Genomic DNA, 15,278 nt, shown 5'->3' with positions numbered 1-15,278 from the left:
CCCCCGTCCCGAGCCCCACGACGCGCCGGGTGGACGTGCTGGAGGACAACCCCGCCACGGCGCGGCAGATTTCAGAGGCCCTGGCCCTGCTGGGGCTGGAGGCGCGCATCATCGTGAGCGCGGAGATAGCGGCGCTGGAGCCGCCGGTGGGCGTGGTGGTGTCGTGGGACTTCGCGCCCGCGTACGGCAAGAAGGCGCTGGAGCTGGGCCGCGCGCTCAGCCAGGGCACGCCCTTCGTGGTGCTGGCCGAGCACCTCACGATGGAGACCGCGCTGGCGTCCCTGCGCGCCGGGGCCTCCGCGTGCCTGCCCAAGCTGCTCTCCGACACCACGGCGCTCAGCCGGGAGCTGGGGCTCGCGTTCAAGCAGTCCGTGCCCTGAAAATGCCCCGGCCCCGGGCGCCTCGCAGTGCGCGAGGCCCACCGGGGCCGGAAGCTCACCGGGAGCGGACCTTCAAGGCCCGCCCCGAGTGGGACTCAACCGAGCGCGGGGCTCAGTAGTCCATGTCGTCGCCGCCGTAGTCCGGCGTGCCGCCGCCGGAACCACCGCCGCCGCCCTTGCCCTTCTTCTTCGGGCGCTCGGCGATCATCGCCTCGGTGGTGAGCAGCAGGGACGCCACGGAGGCGGCGTTCTGCAGCGCGGTGCGCTCGACCTTGGTCGGGTCGATGACGCCCGCCTTCTCCAGGTCCTCGTAGGTCTCCGTGCGGGCGTTGAAGCCGAACGCGCCGGTGCCTTCCTTGACCTTGTTGATGACGACCGCGCCCTCGACGCCGGCGTTGCTGGCGATCTTGCGCAGGGGCTCCGTCAGGGCCTTGCGGATGATCTCCACGCCGAAGTCCAGCTCGCCGCCCAGCTTCAGGCCGTCCAGCGCCTTGAGGCTGCGGATGTAGGCGACACCGCCGCCAGGGACGATGCCCTCTTCGACGGCCGCGCGGGTCGCGTGCAGCGCGTCCTCGACGCGGGCCTTCTTCTCCTTCATCTCCACTTCGGTCGCCGCGCCGACGTTGATGACCGCCACGCCGCCCACGAGCTTCGCCATCCGCTCCTGGAGCTTCTCGCGGTCGTAGTCGCTGGTGACCGCTTCAATCTGGGTGCGGATGAGCTTGATGCGGCCCTCGATGTCCGCCTTCTGCCCGCTGCCGTCCACGATGGTGGTGTTGTCCTTGTCCACCGTGATGCGCTTGGCGCGGCCCAGGTCCGTGAGGTTCAGGTTCTCGTACTTGTGACCCAGCTCCTCGCTCACCACCATGCCGCCCGTCAGCGTGGCGATGTCCTTGAGCATCTCCTTGCGGCGGTCACCGAAGCCCGGCGCCTTCACCGCGGCCACGTTCAGCACGCCGCGGATCTTGTTCACCACGAGCGTGGCCAGCGCCTCGCCCTCGATGTCGTCCGCGATGATGAGCAGCGGCTTGCCCGAGCGCGCGACCTGCTCCAGCACGGGGATCATGTCCTGCATCGACGAGACCTTCTTCTCGCTGATGAGGATGTAGGGGTCGTCCATGACGACCTCCATGCGGTCGCGGTTCGTCACGAAGTACGGAGACACGTACCCGCGGTCGAACTGCATGCCCTCGACGACGTCCAGCGTGGTCTCGAGGCCCTTGGCCTCCTCGACCGTGATGACGCCCTCCTTGCCGACCTTCTCCATCGCGTCCGCGATGGTCTGGCCGATGGTCTCGTCCCCGTTGGCGGAGATGGTGCCCACCTGCGCGATGGCCTGCTTGTCCGTGGTCGTCTTGGACATCTTCTTCAGCTCGGCGACCACGACCTCCACGGCCTTGTCGATGCCGCGCTTGAGGTCCATGGGGCTGTGGCCGGCGGCCACCAGCTTCAGGCCCTCCTCATAGATGGCCCGCGCCAGCACGGTGGCCGTCGTGGTGCCGTCGCCCGCCTTGTCGGAGGTCTTGGACGCGACCTCCTTCACCATCTGGGCGCCCATGTTCTCGAAGCGGTTCTCGAGATCGATCTCCTTGGCGACGGTGACGCCGTCCTTGGTGATGGTGGGCGAGCCAAAGCTCTTCTCGATGACCACGTTGCGGCCCTTGGGCCCCAGGGTCACCGCGACCGCATCCGCCAGGATCCGTACACCGCGCAGGATGGAATCACGCGCGTTCTGGTGGAAGAAGATTTCCTTCGCTGCCATCGCAACCTCCGATAATACTTGGGGAATTTCTACGAATGGGGATGGCCGTTAGCACTCGGCCATGTCGAGCGCCAACATAAGGGTCGCATCGACGATGTCAACGGAAAGGGGCAAACGTGTGGCCCCGCGGACGCCTTCCAGCCCGCCCGGACGGGGGGCTCGGGCGACCTGCCGGGCGCTACTCGGCGAAGCGCACGAGGTTGAGCAACTGACCCATGTCCAGGGGCTTCTGCAGGGTGATGGCCACGCCCTTGCGCAGGCCCCGGTCGGAGATGTTGGCGTCGTTGCTGGCCGTCATCATCAGGACGGAGATGGACTGGAAGCGGGGGTCCGCCTTGAGCATGCCCGTGAAGGAGATGCCGTCCAGGTGGGGCATGAGGTAGTCGGTGATGACCAGCCCCACGGGGTGCCGCTCCATGATGTCCAGCGCCTGCAGGGCGTCCGACGCCGAGAACACGGTGTAGCCATGCATCTCCAGATAGCGAGAGAGCATGGTGCACAGCTCGTAATCGTCGTCTACGACCAGGATGTTCACGGGGACTTGGGCAAAACGGGGCGCTGGAAGGTAACAGCCACGCCGGTCGTTGACAACGCGAAGCACGGCTTCTTAGCTGCCCGCCCGAATGGTGAAGCGCACGGCGAAGCAAGGGGAGGCGCAGGGCGTGGACGCGCGACTGGACCAGGTGGCGGACGCCTTCGAGGCCACGGACTTCGAAGCCGCGCTTTCCCGGGCCGAAGCGCTCCTCAAGGACGTCCCGGAGTCACCAGAAGCCCTGCACTACCGGGCCGCGGCGCTGGTGGAGGTGGGTCGACTGGAGGACGCGGGCCGGGCCTACGGGGCCGCCCTGAAGGTGGCGCCGGAGGACCTGGAGATCCTCTTTGGCGCGGCCGAGTTCCTGGTCTGCCGCACGGGCGAGGACCGGGAGGCGGTGGAGGAAGGCCTGGAGTGGTGCGCCCGGGGCCGGAAGCTGGCGCAGAAGGCCGACGACGTGGAGCTCGTCTACGAGTTCCTCCTCCTGGAAGGTCTGGGCCTCAACCAGTTGGGTGAGTGCGAGACCGCGCTGAAGAGCCTGGACGCGGCGCTGGAGCACATGCCGCGCTCGCCGGACGCGCAGTTGGAGCGGGGCATCGCGCTGTTCGAGCTGTGCCGCTTCCCTCCCGCGCAGGAGTCCTTCGAGCGGGTCTTGAAGGACACGCCGGACGAGGCGTGGGCACACCACTACCTGGGGCTCATCGCGGAGCGGAAGGGCGATGCGCGCGAGGCGAAGAAGCGCTTTGGCCGTGCGCAGGTGCTGGCGCCCGAGGAGCTTCCGCCGCCGGTGGCGCTGGAGGAGGCGGCGTTCGACCGGGCGGTGGAGGACGCGATGCGCGCCCTGCCCGCCCAGGTGAAGCAGTACATGGACAACGTCACGCTGGCGGTGGAGGACCTGCCGTCGGACGAGGATCTGCTGGGGCAGCAGCCCCCCCTGTCGCCGTGCATCCTGGGCGTCTTCCGGGGCACGCCGGTGGGCGAGCGCAGCGTGACGGACGCAGCGGATCACTTCCCGGCGTCCATCGTGCTGTACCAGCGGAACCTGGAGCGCTTCGCGCGCACGCGTGAGGAGCTGATCGAACAGATTGGCATCACGGTGATGCACGAGGTCGGGCACCTGATGGGTCTGGATGAGGACGACCTGTGGGAGCGGGGACTGGACTAGGAGCGCCCTGCCCTGCCCTGATGTCCGCCATGCGAACCTGGATGAAGCTGGGACTGATGGCGGCGGCGGTGCTGGGGCTCGGAGCGTGCACGGGGGACGGCGAGGAAGAGCCGATCGTCTGTCCGCAGGTGGTGGTGTTCGCGCGCTCCTCGACGGGGACGTGCGAGAGCTTCTCGACGTCGTGCGACGTGCCCCAGGGATACCTCCGGTGTTGCGGCGGGCTCTTCGGCGGTTGCGCCACGGGGACGAGCTGCGTGGATGATCCGTCTGATACGTGCGCGCCCGGGGCGAGCGCGGACTGTCCGGGCATCTGTCAGTAGCGCTCGGCGGAAGCTCCGGGTCTGTATTCACCACCCGTGTGACGGCTTCTGCACCCCCCTGAGGCGGTCCCGAAGACCCGCTCGTGCAGGTTGACGGGTCCCGGCCCTAGCGGCAGTAATCGACCACGGTAGGGCCTCCGGACCTGGTGGCCGGCCCGGTCTTCAAAACCGGTGAGGGGCTGCGAGAGCAGTCCCTGGCGAGTTCGATTCCCGTGCCCTACCGCCAGTGCCGCAGAGGGAGCGCGACCGCCGCCCCCTCGCCGCAGCGGGCCCGTCCGGACGCGCCCCCGACCTCAACGACAAACGCCCGCAGCGTCGATGTCTCGCTCGGCGGACCGTGAACGGTCTCCCCGACCTGTGAGGTTCGGGCCGCGCGAAACGCACGCAGCAAATGTTTTCAACCCTGCTTGCAAGGCGCGGAATTCCGTGAAGTAATGTTGTGACGATTCTGTTACATAGTCCTGCTTTACGTTTCTTGAGCTGTATGCAGTCGCGGCACCGCTGTCAGAGCCCTGAAGGCCGTCCTTGGACCCGCCGAGGACAGGGGGCTCCCCCCATCACGAGCGAGCACCAGGAGAGCGGGGCCCAGGCGGCCCGGCGGCCCTGGCCTTGTCTTTTTCATCCAGGAGCCTCTTCCAGGCCATGTCCACGCACATCCGTTCCCGCAGGGAGAGCTGGGGCACGATCTTCTATGACAACACGTTGGATGAGTTCTCCGCGGAGGTGCACCCCGGCTGCACGCCCACGCCGGAGAGCCCCATTGGTGTCGGCTGGCTGGTGACAGCCCCCTGCAATCTCAAGTGCATCCACTGCTACGGCAACGTGGAGGACCTCCCGTCCGAGCGCCTCACCACCGCGCAGCAGCTCAAGGTCGCGGACGAGGTCATCCGCGCGGGGGTGATGCGACAGATCCTCTCAGGGGGTGAGCCGCTGATGCGCCGGGATACCCTCCAGGTCATCGACAAGCTCACCGACCACGGGGTGGCCACCATCCTCGGGACGAACGGGACGTTCCTGTCCAGCCAGGCCATGAAGTCCGTGCGCCGGTGCACCCGCGTGGAGATCAGCCTCGACTCGATGGATGAGCGGGTGAACAACGAGATCCGCCCCAGCCGCAACGTCAAGGGCAATACCTATCAGGAGACCCTGCGGGCCATCAGCCTCTGCCAGGACGCGGGCGTCTCCCTGCGCATCCTCACGTGCCTCAACCGCTACAACCATCAGGAGGTCTCCGCGCTCGCCCAGTTCCTCTACGAGCGCGGCATCCGGGACTGGGCCGTGTCCTGGACGCTCTCCGCCGGCCGGGCGCACCACATCTACGGTGAGCTCATGCCGGAGGACACGACCCAGGTCGAAAACGTCGTGGAACAACTGCGGCTCAAGTACCCGGACATGCAGATCCGGCTCTCCGACCGCACCGTCAACTACAGCCGGTACTACTGCCTCATCTGGCCCAACGGCACGCTGGGCACCGAGGAGATCCTCACCGGCAAGAAGCTCTTCTTCAGCTCGCTGGTCACCGGAAGCATGCGCGACGGGTGGACGCCGGAGAACTACGACCTGGACGCCCACTTCCGGAAGTGGATCGCGGGCCGCGTGAGGACGGTGGAGCAGCCCCTGGAGTTGAGGTCCCGGGTGGCATGAGCCAGGGTTCCCCCCACATGGAGCTCATCGACGTCATCGACCTCTCGGGCCGCGTCATCGCAACCGCGCCCCGGGAGCGCATCTACCGGGAGAAGCTGCCCCACCGCATCGTCCACGTGATGCTCGAGCGCGCCGGCACGGTCTTCCTCCAGCGCCGCTCCCAGCACGTCACCTATCTGCCCGGGTACCTGTGCACGTCGGCGGGGGGACACGTCGACGCGGGCGAAGCTCCGCTGGACGCGGCCCTGCGGGAACTCGAGGAGGAGCTGGGCGTACCGGGTCCCCTGGAGGCCGTCGCGGAGTTCGTCTTCGACGACGGACACCACCGCCGCATCTTCCTCTACCGCTCGCGCAGTGAAGCCCCCCTGCGCTTCGCGGAGCGGGAGGTGGAGGGCGGTCTGTTCTGCGAAACGGCCCGGTTGGCGTCCCTCCGCGAACACCCCTGTCACCCGCAGTTGTGGCCCTGCCTGGAGCAGCTCTACCCGGAAGCCCTGGGCGCCGGACCTCCCGTTTCCGGGAGCACGAAGGCGTGATAGCCAGACGCTGAGCGCACGCCCACTCCGATGATGCAGACCGTCCTCTTCGCCCTGCTGTCCGTCCTGCTCCGATCCGCCAACAGCGTGTTCGACCGGTGGAGCTACGGGCTGCGCAACCAGTCCATCCTGGTTCTCAACTTCGCCAACAACTTCCTGCCCTTCGTGCTGCTGGCGGTGCTGCTGCTCGTGACCGGAGGGGAGTCCTCCGCGTGGGCCCTCTTCGCGGACCCGCGGCTCGCCCTGTTCGCGCTCAGCATCCAGGCCGTCGGCTTCGCCTTCTCCGCGGGCTTCCGCAACCTGCCCGTGGCCAAGGTGAACATCGCGTCGCGCGTCGGAGACGTGCTCATCCCCATCGCCCTGATGCTGTGCGGACGCACGGTGCGTGGGAGCGAGTACCTCTTCGCGCTCGCGGTGTCGGCCTGCTCGCTGCTCGCCATCCGACCGGGCAAGGAGGGCGAACCGCGCACGGTGGTCCGCTACGCGGTGATCATCACCTCCGCGGTCATCATCCAGAGCCTCTGCGGTGAGCTCTTCTTCCAGCAGGAGCAGTCCCCGGAGCTGTTGAAGAGCCTGGGGGTGACCACCGCCATCATGTTCTGGCGCAGCGCCTTCTGCCTGCTGCTGCTCGTGGCCTTCCGCCCGTCGCTCGCCCGGCTCGCGCAGGTGCGGGCACTCTTCGCGGACGGGCCGGCGCGGCTCAACCTGCTGCTGCGCTCGGCGTTCACCGTCGGCAGTCAGATCACCTTCGTCCTCGCCCTGGCGACCGGCCAGCGCGTCATCGCCTGGCCCATCCTCAACTCGGTGACGCTGTTCTCCATGGTGTTCGCCAGCACCTTCATCCAGGAGCACCCGGAGCGCCGCGAGGTCTTCGCCATGGTGGCGGTGGTGTCCCTGGCGCTGCTCAAGGCCGCGCTGTGAGCTGTCACCCGCTCAGGGCGTGAGCGTTGGCAGCACCTGATCCGCGAACCGGAGCGTCAGCGCGGTGAGCGTCAACGTCGGGTTGACGCTTCCGTTGTTGGGAAAGTTGCCGTTGGTGACGGCGAACACGTTGCGCGTGCCGTGCAGCAGGTGCCGTCCGTCCACCACGCCTGTGTCCGGGTTCGGCCCGAAACGCACCGTCCCGACCGAGTGGTCCGCGCGCCGGATGACGCGGGAGACGACCACGTCCTGCTCGCGGCAGCCCGTGCGCTTCATCACCTCCATCAGCGTGTCCGTCATCCACTGCCAGCGCTCACGGAAGCCCTCGCGCGCGGCGTAGCTCACGGTCACCTCGCGGGCACCCGCACCGTCGCCAGGAAGGATGCGGTTGTCCGGGTGGGGAAACTCCTCGATGAAGCCATGCAGGTTGAAGCGGGGCTCGCGCGCGAAGGACCCCAGGTACTCCGGCTTCAGGCCCTGCGCGGCCCAGGCCTGGAGGTCCAGCTCCTCCGGGTACTCGGAGAAGAGCATCTTGCCGGCCGCCTGGTGCTCGGGCGTGTCGAAGTGGCGCGAGAAGAACGCCGGCATGGGCACCTCGCGGCCGGTGAAGCCCGCTCGCGGCGGACCCTCCAGCTTGCCCTCCAGCTTGAGCATGGGATGGGTCGTCAGGTAGCGCCCCAGCGCGGGCAGCCGCTGCGCGTCGAAGCCCGAACGCCAAAGCAGCTTGGGGGTTTCGAGCGCGCCCGACGCGACCACGAACGCATCCGCGAGGACGGTGGCGGTCCCTCCTTGGGGCGTCTTGTGCACCACCCCGCTCGCCTTCCCCGCCTGCAGTTGGAGCGCGATTGCCGGGCTCTCCGCCAGGAGTCGGAACCCCGGATGGGCCTCCAGCGTGGGCAGCAGCAGTGTCGGATCGAAGCGCGCCCCCATGGGGCAGTAACGGCAGGTGCCGAACGTCATGCACGCCCCGCCTACGCCCTCGCCCGACTCACCCCGGCGCGACATGGGGACGTGGTCGTAGGTGATTCCCAGCGCGGCCAGGGCGCGGCGCCCGGGCTCCGTCTCCACGGGGTACGGCGGGCTGTTCCACTTGTAGGGCGTCGAGCGCCACGGCGTCGGGTGCCCCGGAGACGGCGTCAGCGGGCCGGTGACGTTCAACAGGTGCTCGGCCTGGCCGTAGTAGGGCTCCAGCTCCCGGTAGCCGAAGGGCCAGTCCAGCCCCTTGCCCGTGCGGGAGTGCAGCTCGAAGTCCTCCGGATGGAGTCGGGGCGTCCACCCGCTCCAGTGCAGCGTCGAACCGCCCACGGCCATCAGCCGGCTTCCCTTGAGCAGGAAGTGGTCGAAGGCGGGATCCGCGCCAGGAAGCTGGTTCGCATCCCCCTGGGTGTCCTCGCAGGAATGGTAGGGCCGCACCCCCGTGGTGACGAAGTCCAGCCAGCGGCGCCAGTTCCTCATGGGCACCCGGGGACCGGCCTCCAGCATCACCACTTCATGCCCCAGGTGGAGCGCCGCCCGGGCGATGACCACTCCGACGACGCCACTTCCGATGATGCACAGCCGCATGTCTGAGGATTCCCGCTACCCGGAGCCGACGCTCAGGGCTCACTGGAGGGCCGGAAGGCGCCGGACTCCTGGGGGTTGTGCCAGGAGCCGCCCATGTAGCCGTTGAAGTTGTTGAAACCAAAGGCCCGGAAGCCCCCGCTGACCAGCAGCATGATGGCAATCTCTCCCACGACCCTGCGCCGGTAGAGTTCCGGAAGGGCCTCCAGCCAGGACACCGACAGCGCCTCGGGGAGCGCTCCCTCGGATGCGTAGCGGGTGTAGGTCCCCAGGTATGACGGAGCCTCCTCGCACTTCTGGCGGAGATAGGCTTCCAGGACGGCCTCGTCCGCGTGGGCGTCGAAGCCCAGGTGACGCGACACCAGCCGGCCCGTCGCGAGCAGGACCTTCGACAAGGCCGGGGGCAGCGGGCCGGTGACCTCCGGAGAGATGAGCTGGAGCGGAAGCTCCACCGGCGCGGAGCCCGTCCGCAGCGCCCAGACACCGCCGCCGGCCGCGACCAGTCCCAATCCCAGCAATTGCAGGACCCGCCGACGTGCCAGGAGCGGCTCTGGCGTGCTCGACGTGGGCGTTTCGGACGGTGGCGAGGGAGGCGAGGTGCTCATGTCGACAAGGCACAGCATGACGTAACCGTTGCGTTCAGAGCAAGACCCGCCCTCCTCGCGAATCCCGATACCACCGGGGCTTCGCCAGCAGGGGGCCGGGCCTTGAACGCTCGCCCGTGGAGAGACCGTAGGATTCATGCCACGACGGCGAAAAGGAGTGTCATGGGCACGCAGGTTCGGTTTCCGGAGTGGCGGCGAGACGACGAGCATGGACACGGGCCGCGGCGAAGCACCGCCCGTCCGGCCGGGTTCATGACCGCGGCCCTGCTGCTCTGCTTCGTCCTGGCCGCGTGTACAACCCCGTCTGTTCCCCCCACGCCAGCAGCGCAGGGGCTCTCCTGCCATGAGCGCATCCGGGACCTCTCCGTCCACGACCGGGCGCTCTCCTCCCGGCTGGAGCACAAGGTCCAGGCCGCGAAGAACACCCAGGTCCCCGAGCAATTCGTCGCGGCGATGCTCGAATCGCGGGAGGACGGTGAAGCCTTCGCTTGTGGGTTGACCCGCTCCTGGGTCACCGAGGTGTTCGAAGGGCTCGAACAGCAGTACGTCGAATCCAGACACGACGACGGTATCGATGGCTCACGGGCTGGCTACCGGGTCGTTCGTGGCGACGAACTCCAGGGGCTGTTCCAAGTCCATGCGGGGAGCGCGCGGACGGTCATCTACCACGTGAGACACACGGGCACGGAGGACCATGTCTTCACCGTCGAACAGCTCCCCCGAGGACAGGGCTATCGCATCTATCAAAGCTATATCAACGCCTACAGCCTGAACGCCTGGCTCTCCACCAGCACCACAGGACTGTACGCGGCGGACACCGGAGAGCTCATGCTCTGGAGGGGACTCCAGGCGGCCGTCAATCAATCCCTGGCGCAGATCAGCGGCGGACAGGCCTCGCTCGACAACCTCGACGCCCTGCCCGCCGACTGGGAGTTCGCCCGCCCGTATTACGAGTACGTCCGCGACTATGACGAGGCCCGGATCCTGGCGAACTTCGAACGCGCATGGACGCGGTACGGCCAGGGCCGGGTCCTCACCCAGGCGGAGTTCTTCGACGACTACCTCGTCAAGCTGGCCGGGCTGGAGGTGTACTTCCGCCAGAACGACCATCTGGGGACGCCGTTCCCGGAGGAGGTGTGGAACACGTGGATCGAACTGTATGCGTCGCCCAACGTGCTCCACTTCCCGGGGCTTCCGAACAACGTCATCACGGACATGCTCCTGGCGGGCCGCGACTACCGGCTGGAGATCCTGGAGGTGGTCCTCCCCGGGGATGACGACGCCGTGAAGCAAGCCTGTGCGGCGAATACGAGCATCCTCGACGCTTCGCTCAAGACGCCGTGAGCATCCCCCCGACGCCCGCTACTCCGCGAGTCGCATCAGGTCGTCGAACAGCGCGTTGTCGATGCGGTGGATTTCCATGTTGGGAGGCTCGGTCCGCAGGCCGGGCCAGGCGCCAATCGACTGCTGGGGCATGAGCCAGACCGAACTCTTCGAGTGGTCCAGACGGAGCGCTCCCACCAGACCGCGCCCCAGCGTGAGGTTCGCACGCGCCACCCGCAGCGCCCCCTTGGAGAGCTCCCCCAGCAGCGCTCCGGACGCATCCCTCACGGTCAGCTCGCGCTCGAAGCGCTCGATGCGCACCACGGGCACCTTGCAGTAGGTGGAACCGGGCGCATCCACCATCAAGACCAGCGGGAGCAGCGCGACGAGGACCACGAAGAACCCGGCCCAGAAAAACGCCCCCCTGAAGACCGAGAAGCTGAAGCCCGGCCAGGACACCCACGAGGTGATCCCCGCCGCGATCACGATGGTCAGCGGCACAGACATCTTCGCCAGCGCCAGCAGGAACTGGGGGTGACTCAGCTTCCACAGGGTGACGTCCACCAGCAGCCGGCCCTTCTCGCCGTCCGTCGGGTCCGGGATGCGCGCGTGCGTTGAATCCATGCCGCTACGATGAACGAATCCCGACCCGGGGCGAAGCATCAACGGGCCCGGGGCTTGCCACGGCCTTTCCGCACCGCGTGGTGACTCGCGCGGTCGGCCCGTGGCCGGTGCGGGGCCCTGGGGGTCTTCCGCGTGGAGGTGCTGCTCGCCGGGAAGGGAGCGTCGCTTCCGCTTCATTCCCCCTGGAGGATGCCCATGCGAAAGATCCCTGCTGCGTCACCCGTGGTGTGGCTGGCCCTGTGCACACTGCTGGCCGCCGGGTGTGGCGGCACCGAGCAGTCCGACCCCACGCTCAACACGGGAGGCGACAACCTGGGAGCGGACACGACGGACCCTTCCGAGCCGGACGCGGCTCCAGACAGCACCGGGAAGATCACCCTCTGTCACATTCCCCCTGGCAATCCCGCCAATGCCCACACGGTGACGGTGGGGCTTCCCGCCATGTCGGCCCACCTGCGTCACGGCGACACGCTGGGCGCCTGCGGCGGTGACGGGGGAACCCCCGGTGATGGCGGCACGTGTGAGTCGGATGGCGGCAGTGCGGACGCGGGCACCGGTGGTGACGTGGATGCCGGCCCCGTCTGCAGCCCCGAAGGCGCTGATTGCTCCGTCGAAGGGCCGGACTCCTGCTGCACGGGCCTGTCCTGCCTCGAAGGCCGGTGCTGGGCCGACATCGGCTGAGTCCTCTTCAAGCACTCCGCGATGGGGGAGGGCCCGGTCGTGGACCGTCCCTCCCCCACCGCGCCCAACCTCAGGGAGACGAAGGAATACCGGCGCTGAGGTCACCCCAGCACCGGGCAAATCCCCGGGTCGTCAACGCGCAGGTGTGGCTCGCCCCGGAGCTGACCTGGGTGAACTCCTGCCCCCAGGGCGGGCTGGCCTGGTTGGAGTAGTCACTCCCCCAGCACTCGATGCCAGGGCCGCCGCTGACGATGGCGCAAGCGTGGGAGGCGCCCGCGCTCACCTGGAGGAACTGGATGGGCAGGCCCACGGGAGGCGAGGTCTGCCCGCTCATGTTGCTCCCCCAGCAGGAAATGCCGCCATCCGCCGTCACGACGCACGCGAAGGTGTCACCCACCGTGAGCTGGGAGAAGACCCCCGTGGGCGCCGTGGACGAACCGGCGAAGTCACGCCCCCAGCAGGACACGCTGCCATCCGTCCGCAGGCCACACGTGAAACCGCTCCCCGCCCCCACCCGGGTGAAGGTCCCCGTCGGAGGTGAGGACTCCCCGTTGGCATTGTCGCCCCAGCAGGCCACCGTGCCATCGGCCCGGACGCCGCACGAATGCCACTCACCCAGGCCGAGCGCGGTGAAGGCTCCGGTGGGCGGCGTGGATTGTCCCAGGTGGTCGAGCCCCCAGCACGCCACGCTGCCGTCAACCTGGAGCCCGCAGGAGTGCACGGCGCCCAGTTCCAGCAGGGTGAAGGTGCCCGGGGGCGGCGAGGCCTGGTTGTACGAGTCGTCCCCGAAGCACGCGACGGTGCCGTCGAGGTGCAAACCACACGAGTGCATATAACCCGTCGCGAGCGCCTGGTAGCGCCGGGGGGGCGAGGACTCCCCCTCGAAATCACTCCCCCAGCAGGTGAAGTCGCCGGCCAGGGTCACCGCGCACGTGTTCGCCCCGCCCGCGCTGACCTGCCGGAAGGTGCCTGCGGGAGGCGAACCCTGTCCGGCGAAATTGTCACCCCAGCACGTCGGGGTGCCCGTGTCGGAGAGAGCGCATGCGTGAGCGCCTCCCACGCTCAGTTGGGTGAAGGTGCCCGAGGGGGGTGTGGATTGGCCGTAGGAGTCATCGCCCCAGCACGTCAGGGTGCCCGAGGTGGTGACGGCGCAGGCATTGAAGGTCCCCGCGCTGACCTGGGTGAAGCTGCCCGAGGGGGGCGTGGATTGGCCGGAGGAGTCATTGCCCCAGCACGCCAGCCCGCCCGAGGCGGTGACGGCGCAGGCATGGAAGAGCCCCGCGCTGACCTGGGTGAAGCTGCCCGTGGGGGGCGTGGCCTGCCCTTCGTCGTTGTTGCCCCAGCACTCCAGGCTCGCATCCGCCTTGAGGCCGCAACTGAAGCGCTCGCCCACGCTGACCTGGGTGAAGCTGCCCGTGGGAGGCGTGGACTGGCCATGGCTGTCGAGCCCCCAGCACACCACGCTGCTGTCCGGACGGACGCCGCAGACGTGGTGCCTGCCGGCGCTGAGCTGCGTGAAGGCGCCGTCGGGGGGCGTGGCCTTGCCATCGTCGTTGTTGCCCCAGCAGATGGCCAGACCGCTGTCGGTCAGCCCGCAGCCGTGGACGACACCGGCGCTGACGGACGGTGGTGATTGCAGGAGTGCTTGTGATGCGATTGAGAAGTCCTTGTCCTTGCTGGCGGAGGGCTCGGGCGACTCCGTCCCGGTGCAGCCGAACAAAGGCAGCGCGGCGAGGAGCGCCCAGGCCCACCGGGCCTGGGAGGTGCTGGAGTTGGAGACGCTGCGGGGTGGATGGGAACGTCGGTGCTGCATCATGCGGTACCTCTTGTCGCTGAGGATCCGGACCGGCCCAGACTCATCCGAATCTCTCTCCCAGACGCGACGGGGCATCGCCGGACCGACGCGGCTGCGTCGTTGCGCTGCAATGACTTGCGAGCGCGTGCCTGGAATGTCCTCGCCGTTGGGTAGCGCTCCTGACGGCGGGGACGGGGCGATATTCAGCCCCCATACAATCTTCTTCAGCGGCCCTGCCAGGCGGAGGCCCGGGGGGCGGGGTGGTAGCCTCCGGCACGTGAACGTCGAGCGCTCTGCCGGCTGTTCCCCGTGGAGGACCCTTCCCCCGGAATCACAGCTCCTCCTTGACGGACTTGCAGTCGCGCGGCTTGCGGTAGTCGAAGTCGCTGGGGACGACGAACCACGCCACATCGATGACGCCCATCTTCTGCACGGTGGGCGTGACGCACAGGTCCTTGGCCAGGGTGTCCACCTGCCCCAGGGAAAAGTCCGTGTAGACCAGCTTCACGACGCCCCCCGGCTTGATGACCCGCTCGATCTCCTTGGGGAAGATGGGTGCGTTCTCCACGGAAATCCGGTCCGCGAAGGCGTCCGCGAACGGCATGTTGTTGCCAAAGCCGAAGACGAGGTTCGGGATCTTCTTGCCCAGGTTGCCGTCCGAGGTCTTGTTGAGACTGCAATTGAGGTTGATGGCGTCGTTGCCGCCAAACGTCTGTCCCTCTTCGTTCTGATAGACGGCCTCGCCGCCCATGTCGATATGAACGGTGTTGTCGGAATCCGGAAGGCCCAGGTCCTGACGGCGAGCCTTCTTGCCCCCGTAGGGATCAAAGGGGCCGTCATTGCAATACATCGACTTGCTGGCCGTCACGCCCTTCGGCGCGCCCAGGACGGCATTCACCTTCTTGGCCTTGCAGTCCGCGGCGCACGCGGTGCTCGACAGGCACGTATTGTCCGGGACATCGAACTCGCCCCATTCGTTGATCTTGACGTTCTTGCACCGGCTGGGACGCACGAAGGCAAAGCCATCGATGGTGGCCGGCATCTGCTCGCACGCCGCCTCCCAGGACAGGTCCTTGATGTCGTGGAGGACGGAGGATTTCTGACGGATTCCGGGCCCCCGACAGTCGTCCTTCTTGAAGCTGCCCCAGGTCGGCATGCACTCCGTGTCATCCACGTCGAACTCGCCCCACATGGACACCTTCTCGTTCTTGCACCGCGTGGGGCCCGCGAAGTTCTGGCCGTTGATGATGGCGGGGGTCTTCTTGCACGCCTCCTCCCAGGAGCCCTTGATGCCCCAGAGGATGGCCGAGTGCTGGCGCTTGCCCACCGCCGTGCACAAGCCCTTCTTGAATTCTCCCCAATGAGGCTCGGCCCAGGCCGTCGCGCTCATCATGAGGACGAGTGCCAGGACGAGCCCCTGGCCCCCCCCACGC

At 68.0% G+C, this 15,278-nt stretch carries 13 protein-coding genes, 1 tRNA gene and 2 pseudogenes; 9 read left to right on the top strand and 7 right to left on the bottom strand.

What is annotated here, in order from left to right:
• Positions 1-380, top strand: a pseudogene (locus D7V88_RS28785) (hybrid histidine protein kinase/response regulator SinK); the annotation flags it as partial.
• Between the two features lie 112 nt (positions 381-492).
• On the opposite strand, the gene groL reads toward D7V88_RS28785, so the two are convergent.
• Both groL and D7V88_RS28775 read right to left on the bottom strand, forming a co-directional pair.
• Positions 493-2,142 carry a chaperonin GroEL gene (gene groL, locus D7V88_RS28780; protein WP_120543825.1) on the bottom strand — a complete coding sequence of 550 codons (1,650 nt, stop codon included), beginning with the start codon at positions 2,140-2,142 and terminating at the stop codon, positions 493-495.
• A 178-nt stretch (positions 2,143-2,320) separates the two neighbouring features.
• A complete protein-coding gene (locus tag D7V88_RS28775; RefSeq protein ID WP_120543824.1) occupies positions 2,321-2,677 on the bottom strand; it encodes a response regulator in 357 nt (118 codons plus the stop codon).
• An 88-nt stretch (positions 2,678-2,765) separates the two neighbouring features.
• On the opposite strand from D7V88_RS28775, the gene D7V88_RS28770 reads away from it, so the two are divergent.
• From D7V88_RS28770 to D7V88_RS28745, 6 genes are all read left to right on the top strand, one after another.
• Positions 2,766-3,839, top strand: coding sequence for a metallopeptidase family protein (locus D7V88_RS28770; protein WP_120543823.1), 1,074 nt, complete (start codon positions 2,766-2,768; stop codon positions 3,837-3,839).
• Between the two features lie 29 nt (positions 3,840-3,868).
• Complete coding sequence (locus tag D7V88_RS28765) at positions 3,869-4,159, top strand: hypothetical protein (RefSeq protein ID WP_120543829.1); 291 nt, start codon at positions 3,869-3,871, stop codon at positions 4,157-4,159.
• A 127-nt stretch (positions 4,160-4,286) separates the two neighbouring features.
• Positions 4,287-4,385: transfer RNA gene (locus tag D7V88_RS28760), tRNA-Sec, on the top strand.
• Positions 4,386-4,801: 416 nt separating this feature from the next.
• A complete protein-coding gene (locus D7V88_RS28755) occupies positions 4,802-5,803 on the top strand; it encodes a radical SAM protein (protein ID WP_120543822.1) in 1,002 nt (333 codons plus the stop codon).
• Positions 5,800-6,336 (top strand): NUDIX hydrolase, encoded by a 537-nt coding sequence (locus D7V88_RS28750; RefSeq protein WP_244238451.1) that lies wholly within the window; start codon positions 5,800-5,802, stop codon positions 6,334-6,336. Before D7V88_RS28755 ends, D7V88_RS28750 begins: the two co-directional genes overlap by 4 nt.
• Before the next feature lie 30 nt (positions 6,337-6,366).
• On the top strand, positions 6,367-7,257 hold the full coding sequence (locus D7V88_RS28745) for a hypothetical protein (protein ID WP_244238450.1): 891 nt from the start codon (positions 6,367-6,369) through the stop codon (positions 7,255-7,257).
• A 12-nt stretch (positions 7,258-7,269) separates the two neighbouring features.
• Here the strand turns inward: D7V88_RS28745 and D7V88_RS28740 are convergent, their stop codons facing one another.
• Both D7V88_RS28740 and D7V88_RS28735 read right to left on the bottom strand, forming a co-directional pair.
• On the bottom strand, positions 7,270-8,820 hold the full coding sequence (locus D7V88_RS28740; RefSeq protein ID WP_120543821.1) for a GMC family oxidoreductase N-terminal domain-containing protein: 1,551 nt from the start codon (positions 8,818-8,820) through the stop codon (positions 7,270-7,272).
• 32 nt (positions 8,821-8,852) lie between these two features.
• A complete protein-coding gene (locus tag D7V88_RS28735; protein ID WP_244238449.1) occupies positions 8,853-9,422 on the bottom strand; it encodes a hypothetical protein in 570 nt (189 codons plus the stop codon).
• Between the two features lie 252 nt (positions 9,423-9,674).
• Between D7V88_RS28735 and D7V88_RS28730 the strand changes: the two genes are divergently transcribed.
• Positions 9,675-10,766, top strand: coding sequence for a hypothetical protein (locus tag D7V88_RS28730; protein WP_147448903.1), 1,092 nt, complete (start codon positions 9,675-9,677; stop codon positions 10,764-10,766).
• 18 nt (positions 10,767-10,784) lie between these two features.
• Here the strand turns inward: D7V88_RS28730 and D7V88_RS28725 are convergent, their stop codons facing one another.
• On the bottom strand, positions 10,785-11,369 hold the full coding sequence (locus tag D7V88_RS28725) for a hypothetical protein (protein ID WP_120543819.1): 585 nt from the start codon (positions 11,367-11,369) through the stop codon (positions 10,785-10,787).
• A gap of 195 nt (positions 11,370-11,564) precedes the next feature.
• On the opposite strand from D7V88_RS28725, the gene D7V88_RS28720 reads away from it, so the two are divergent.
• Positions 11,565-12,050 carry a hypothetical protein gene (locus D7V88_RS28720; RefSeq protein WP_120543818.1) on the top strand — a complete coding sequence of 162 codons (486 nt, stop codon included), beginning with the start codon at positions 11,565-11,567 and terminating at the stop codon, positions 12,048-12,050.
• Between the two features lie 70 nt (positions 12,051-12,120).
• Here the strand turns inward: D7V88_RS28720 and D7V88_RS28715 are convergent, their stop codons facing one another.
• Both D7V88_RS28715 and D7V88_RS28710 read right to left on the bottom strand, forming a co-directional pair.
• Positions 12,121-13,866 (bottom strand): hypothetical protein, encoded by a 1,746-nt coding sequence (locus D7V88_RS28715; protein ID WP_158625169.1) that lies wholly within the window; start codon positions 13,864-13,866, stop codon positions 12,121-12,123.
• A gap of 310 nt (positions 13,867-14,176) precedes the next feature.
• Positions 14,177-15,278, bottom strand: a pseudogene (locus D7V88_RS28710) (hypothetical protein); the annotation flags it as partial.

Source organism: Corallococcus terminator (genome assembly GCF_003611635.1).
GTDB lineage: Bacteria > Myxococcota > Myxococcia > Myxococcales > Myxococcaceae > Corallococcus > Corallococcus terminator.
The sequence above is the reverse complement of the archived record's forward strand: the minus strand, read 5'-3'. Positions and strand labels throughout refer to the sequence as shown.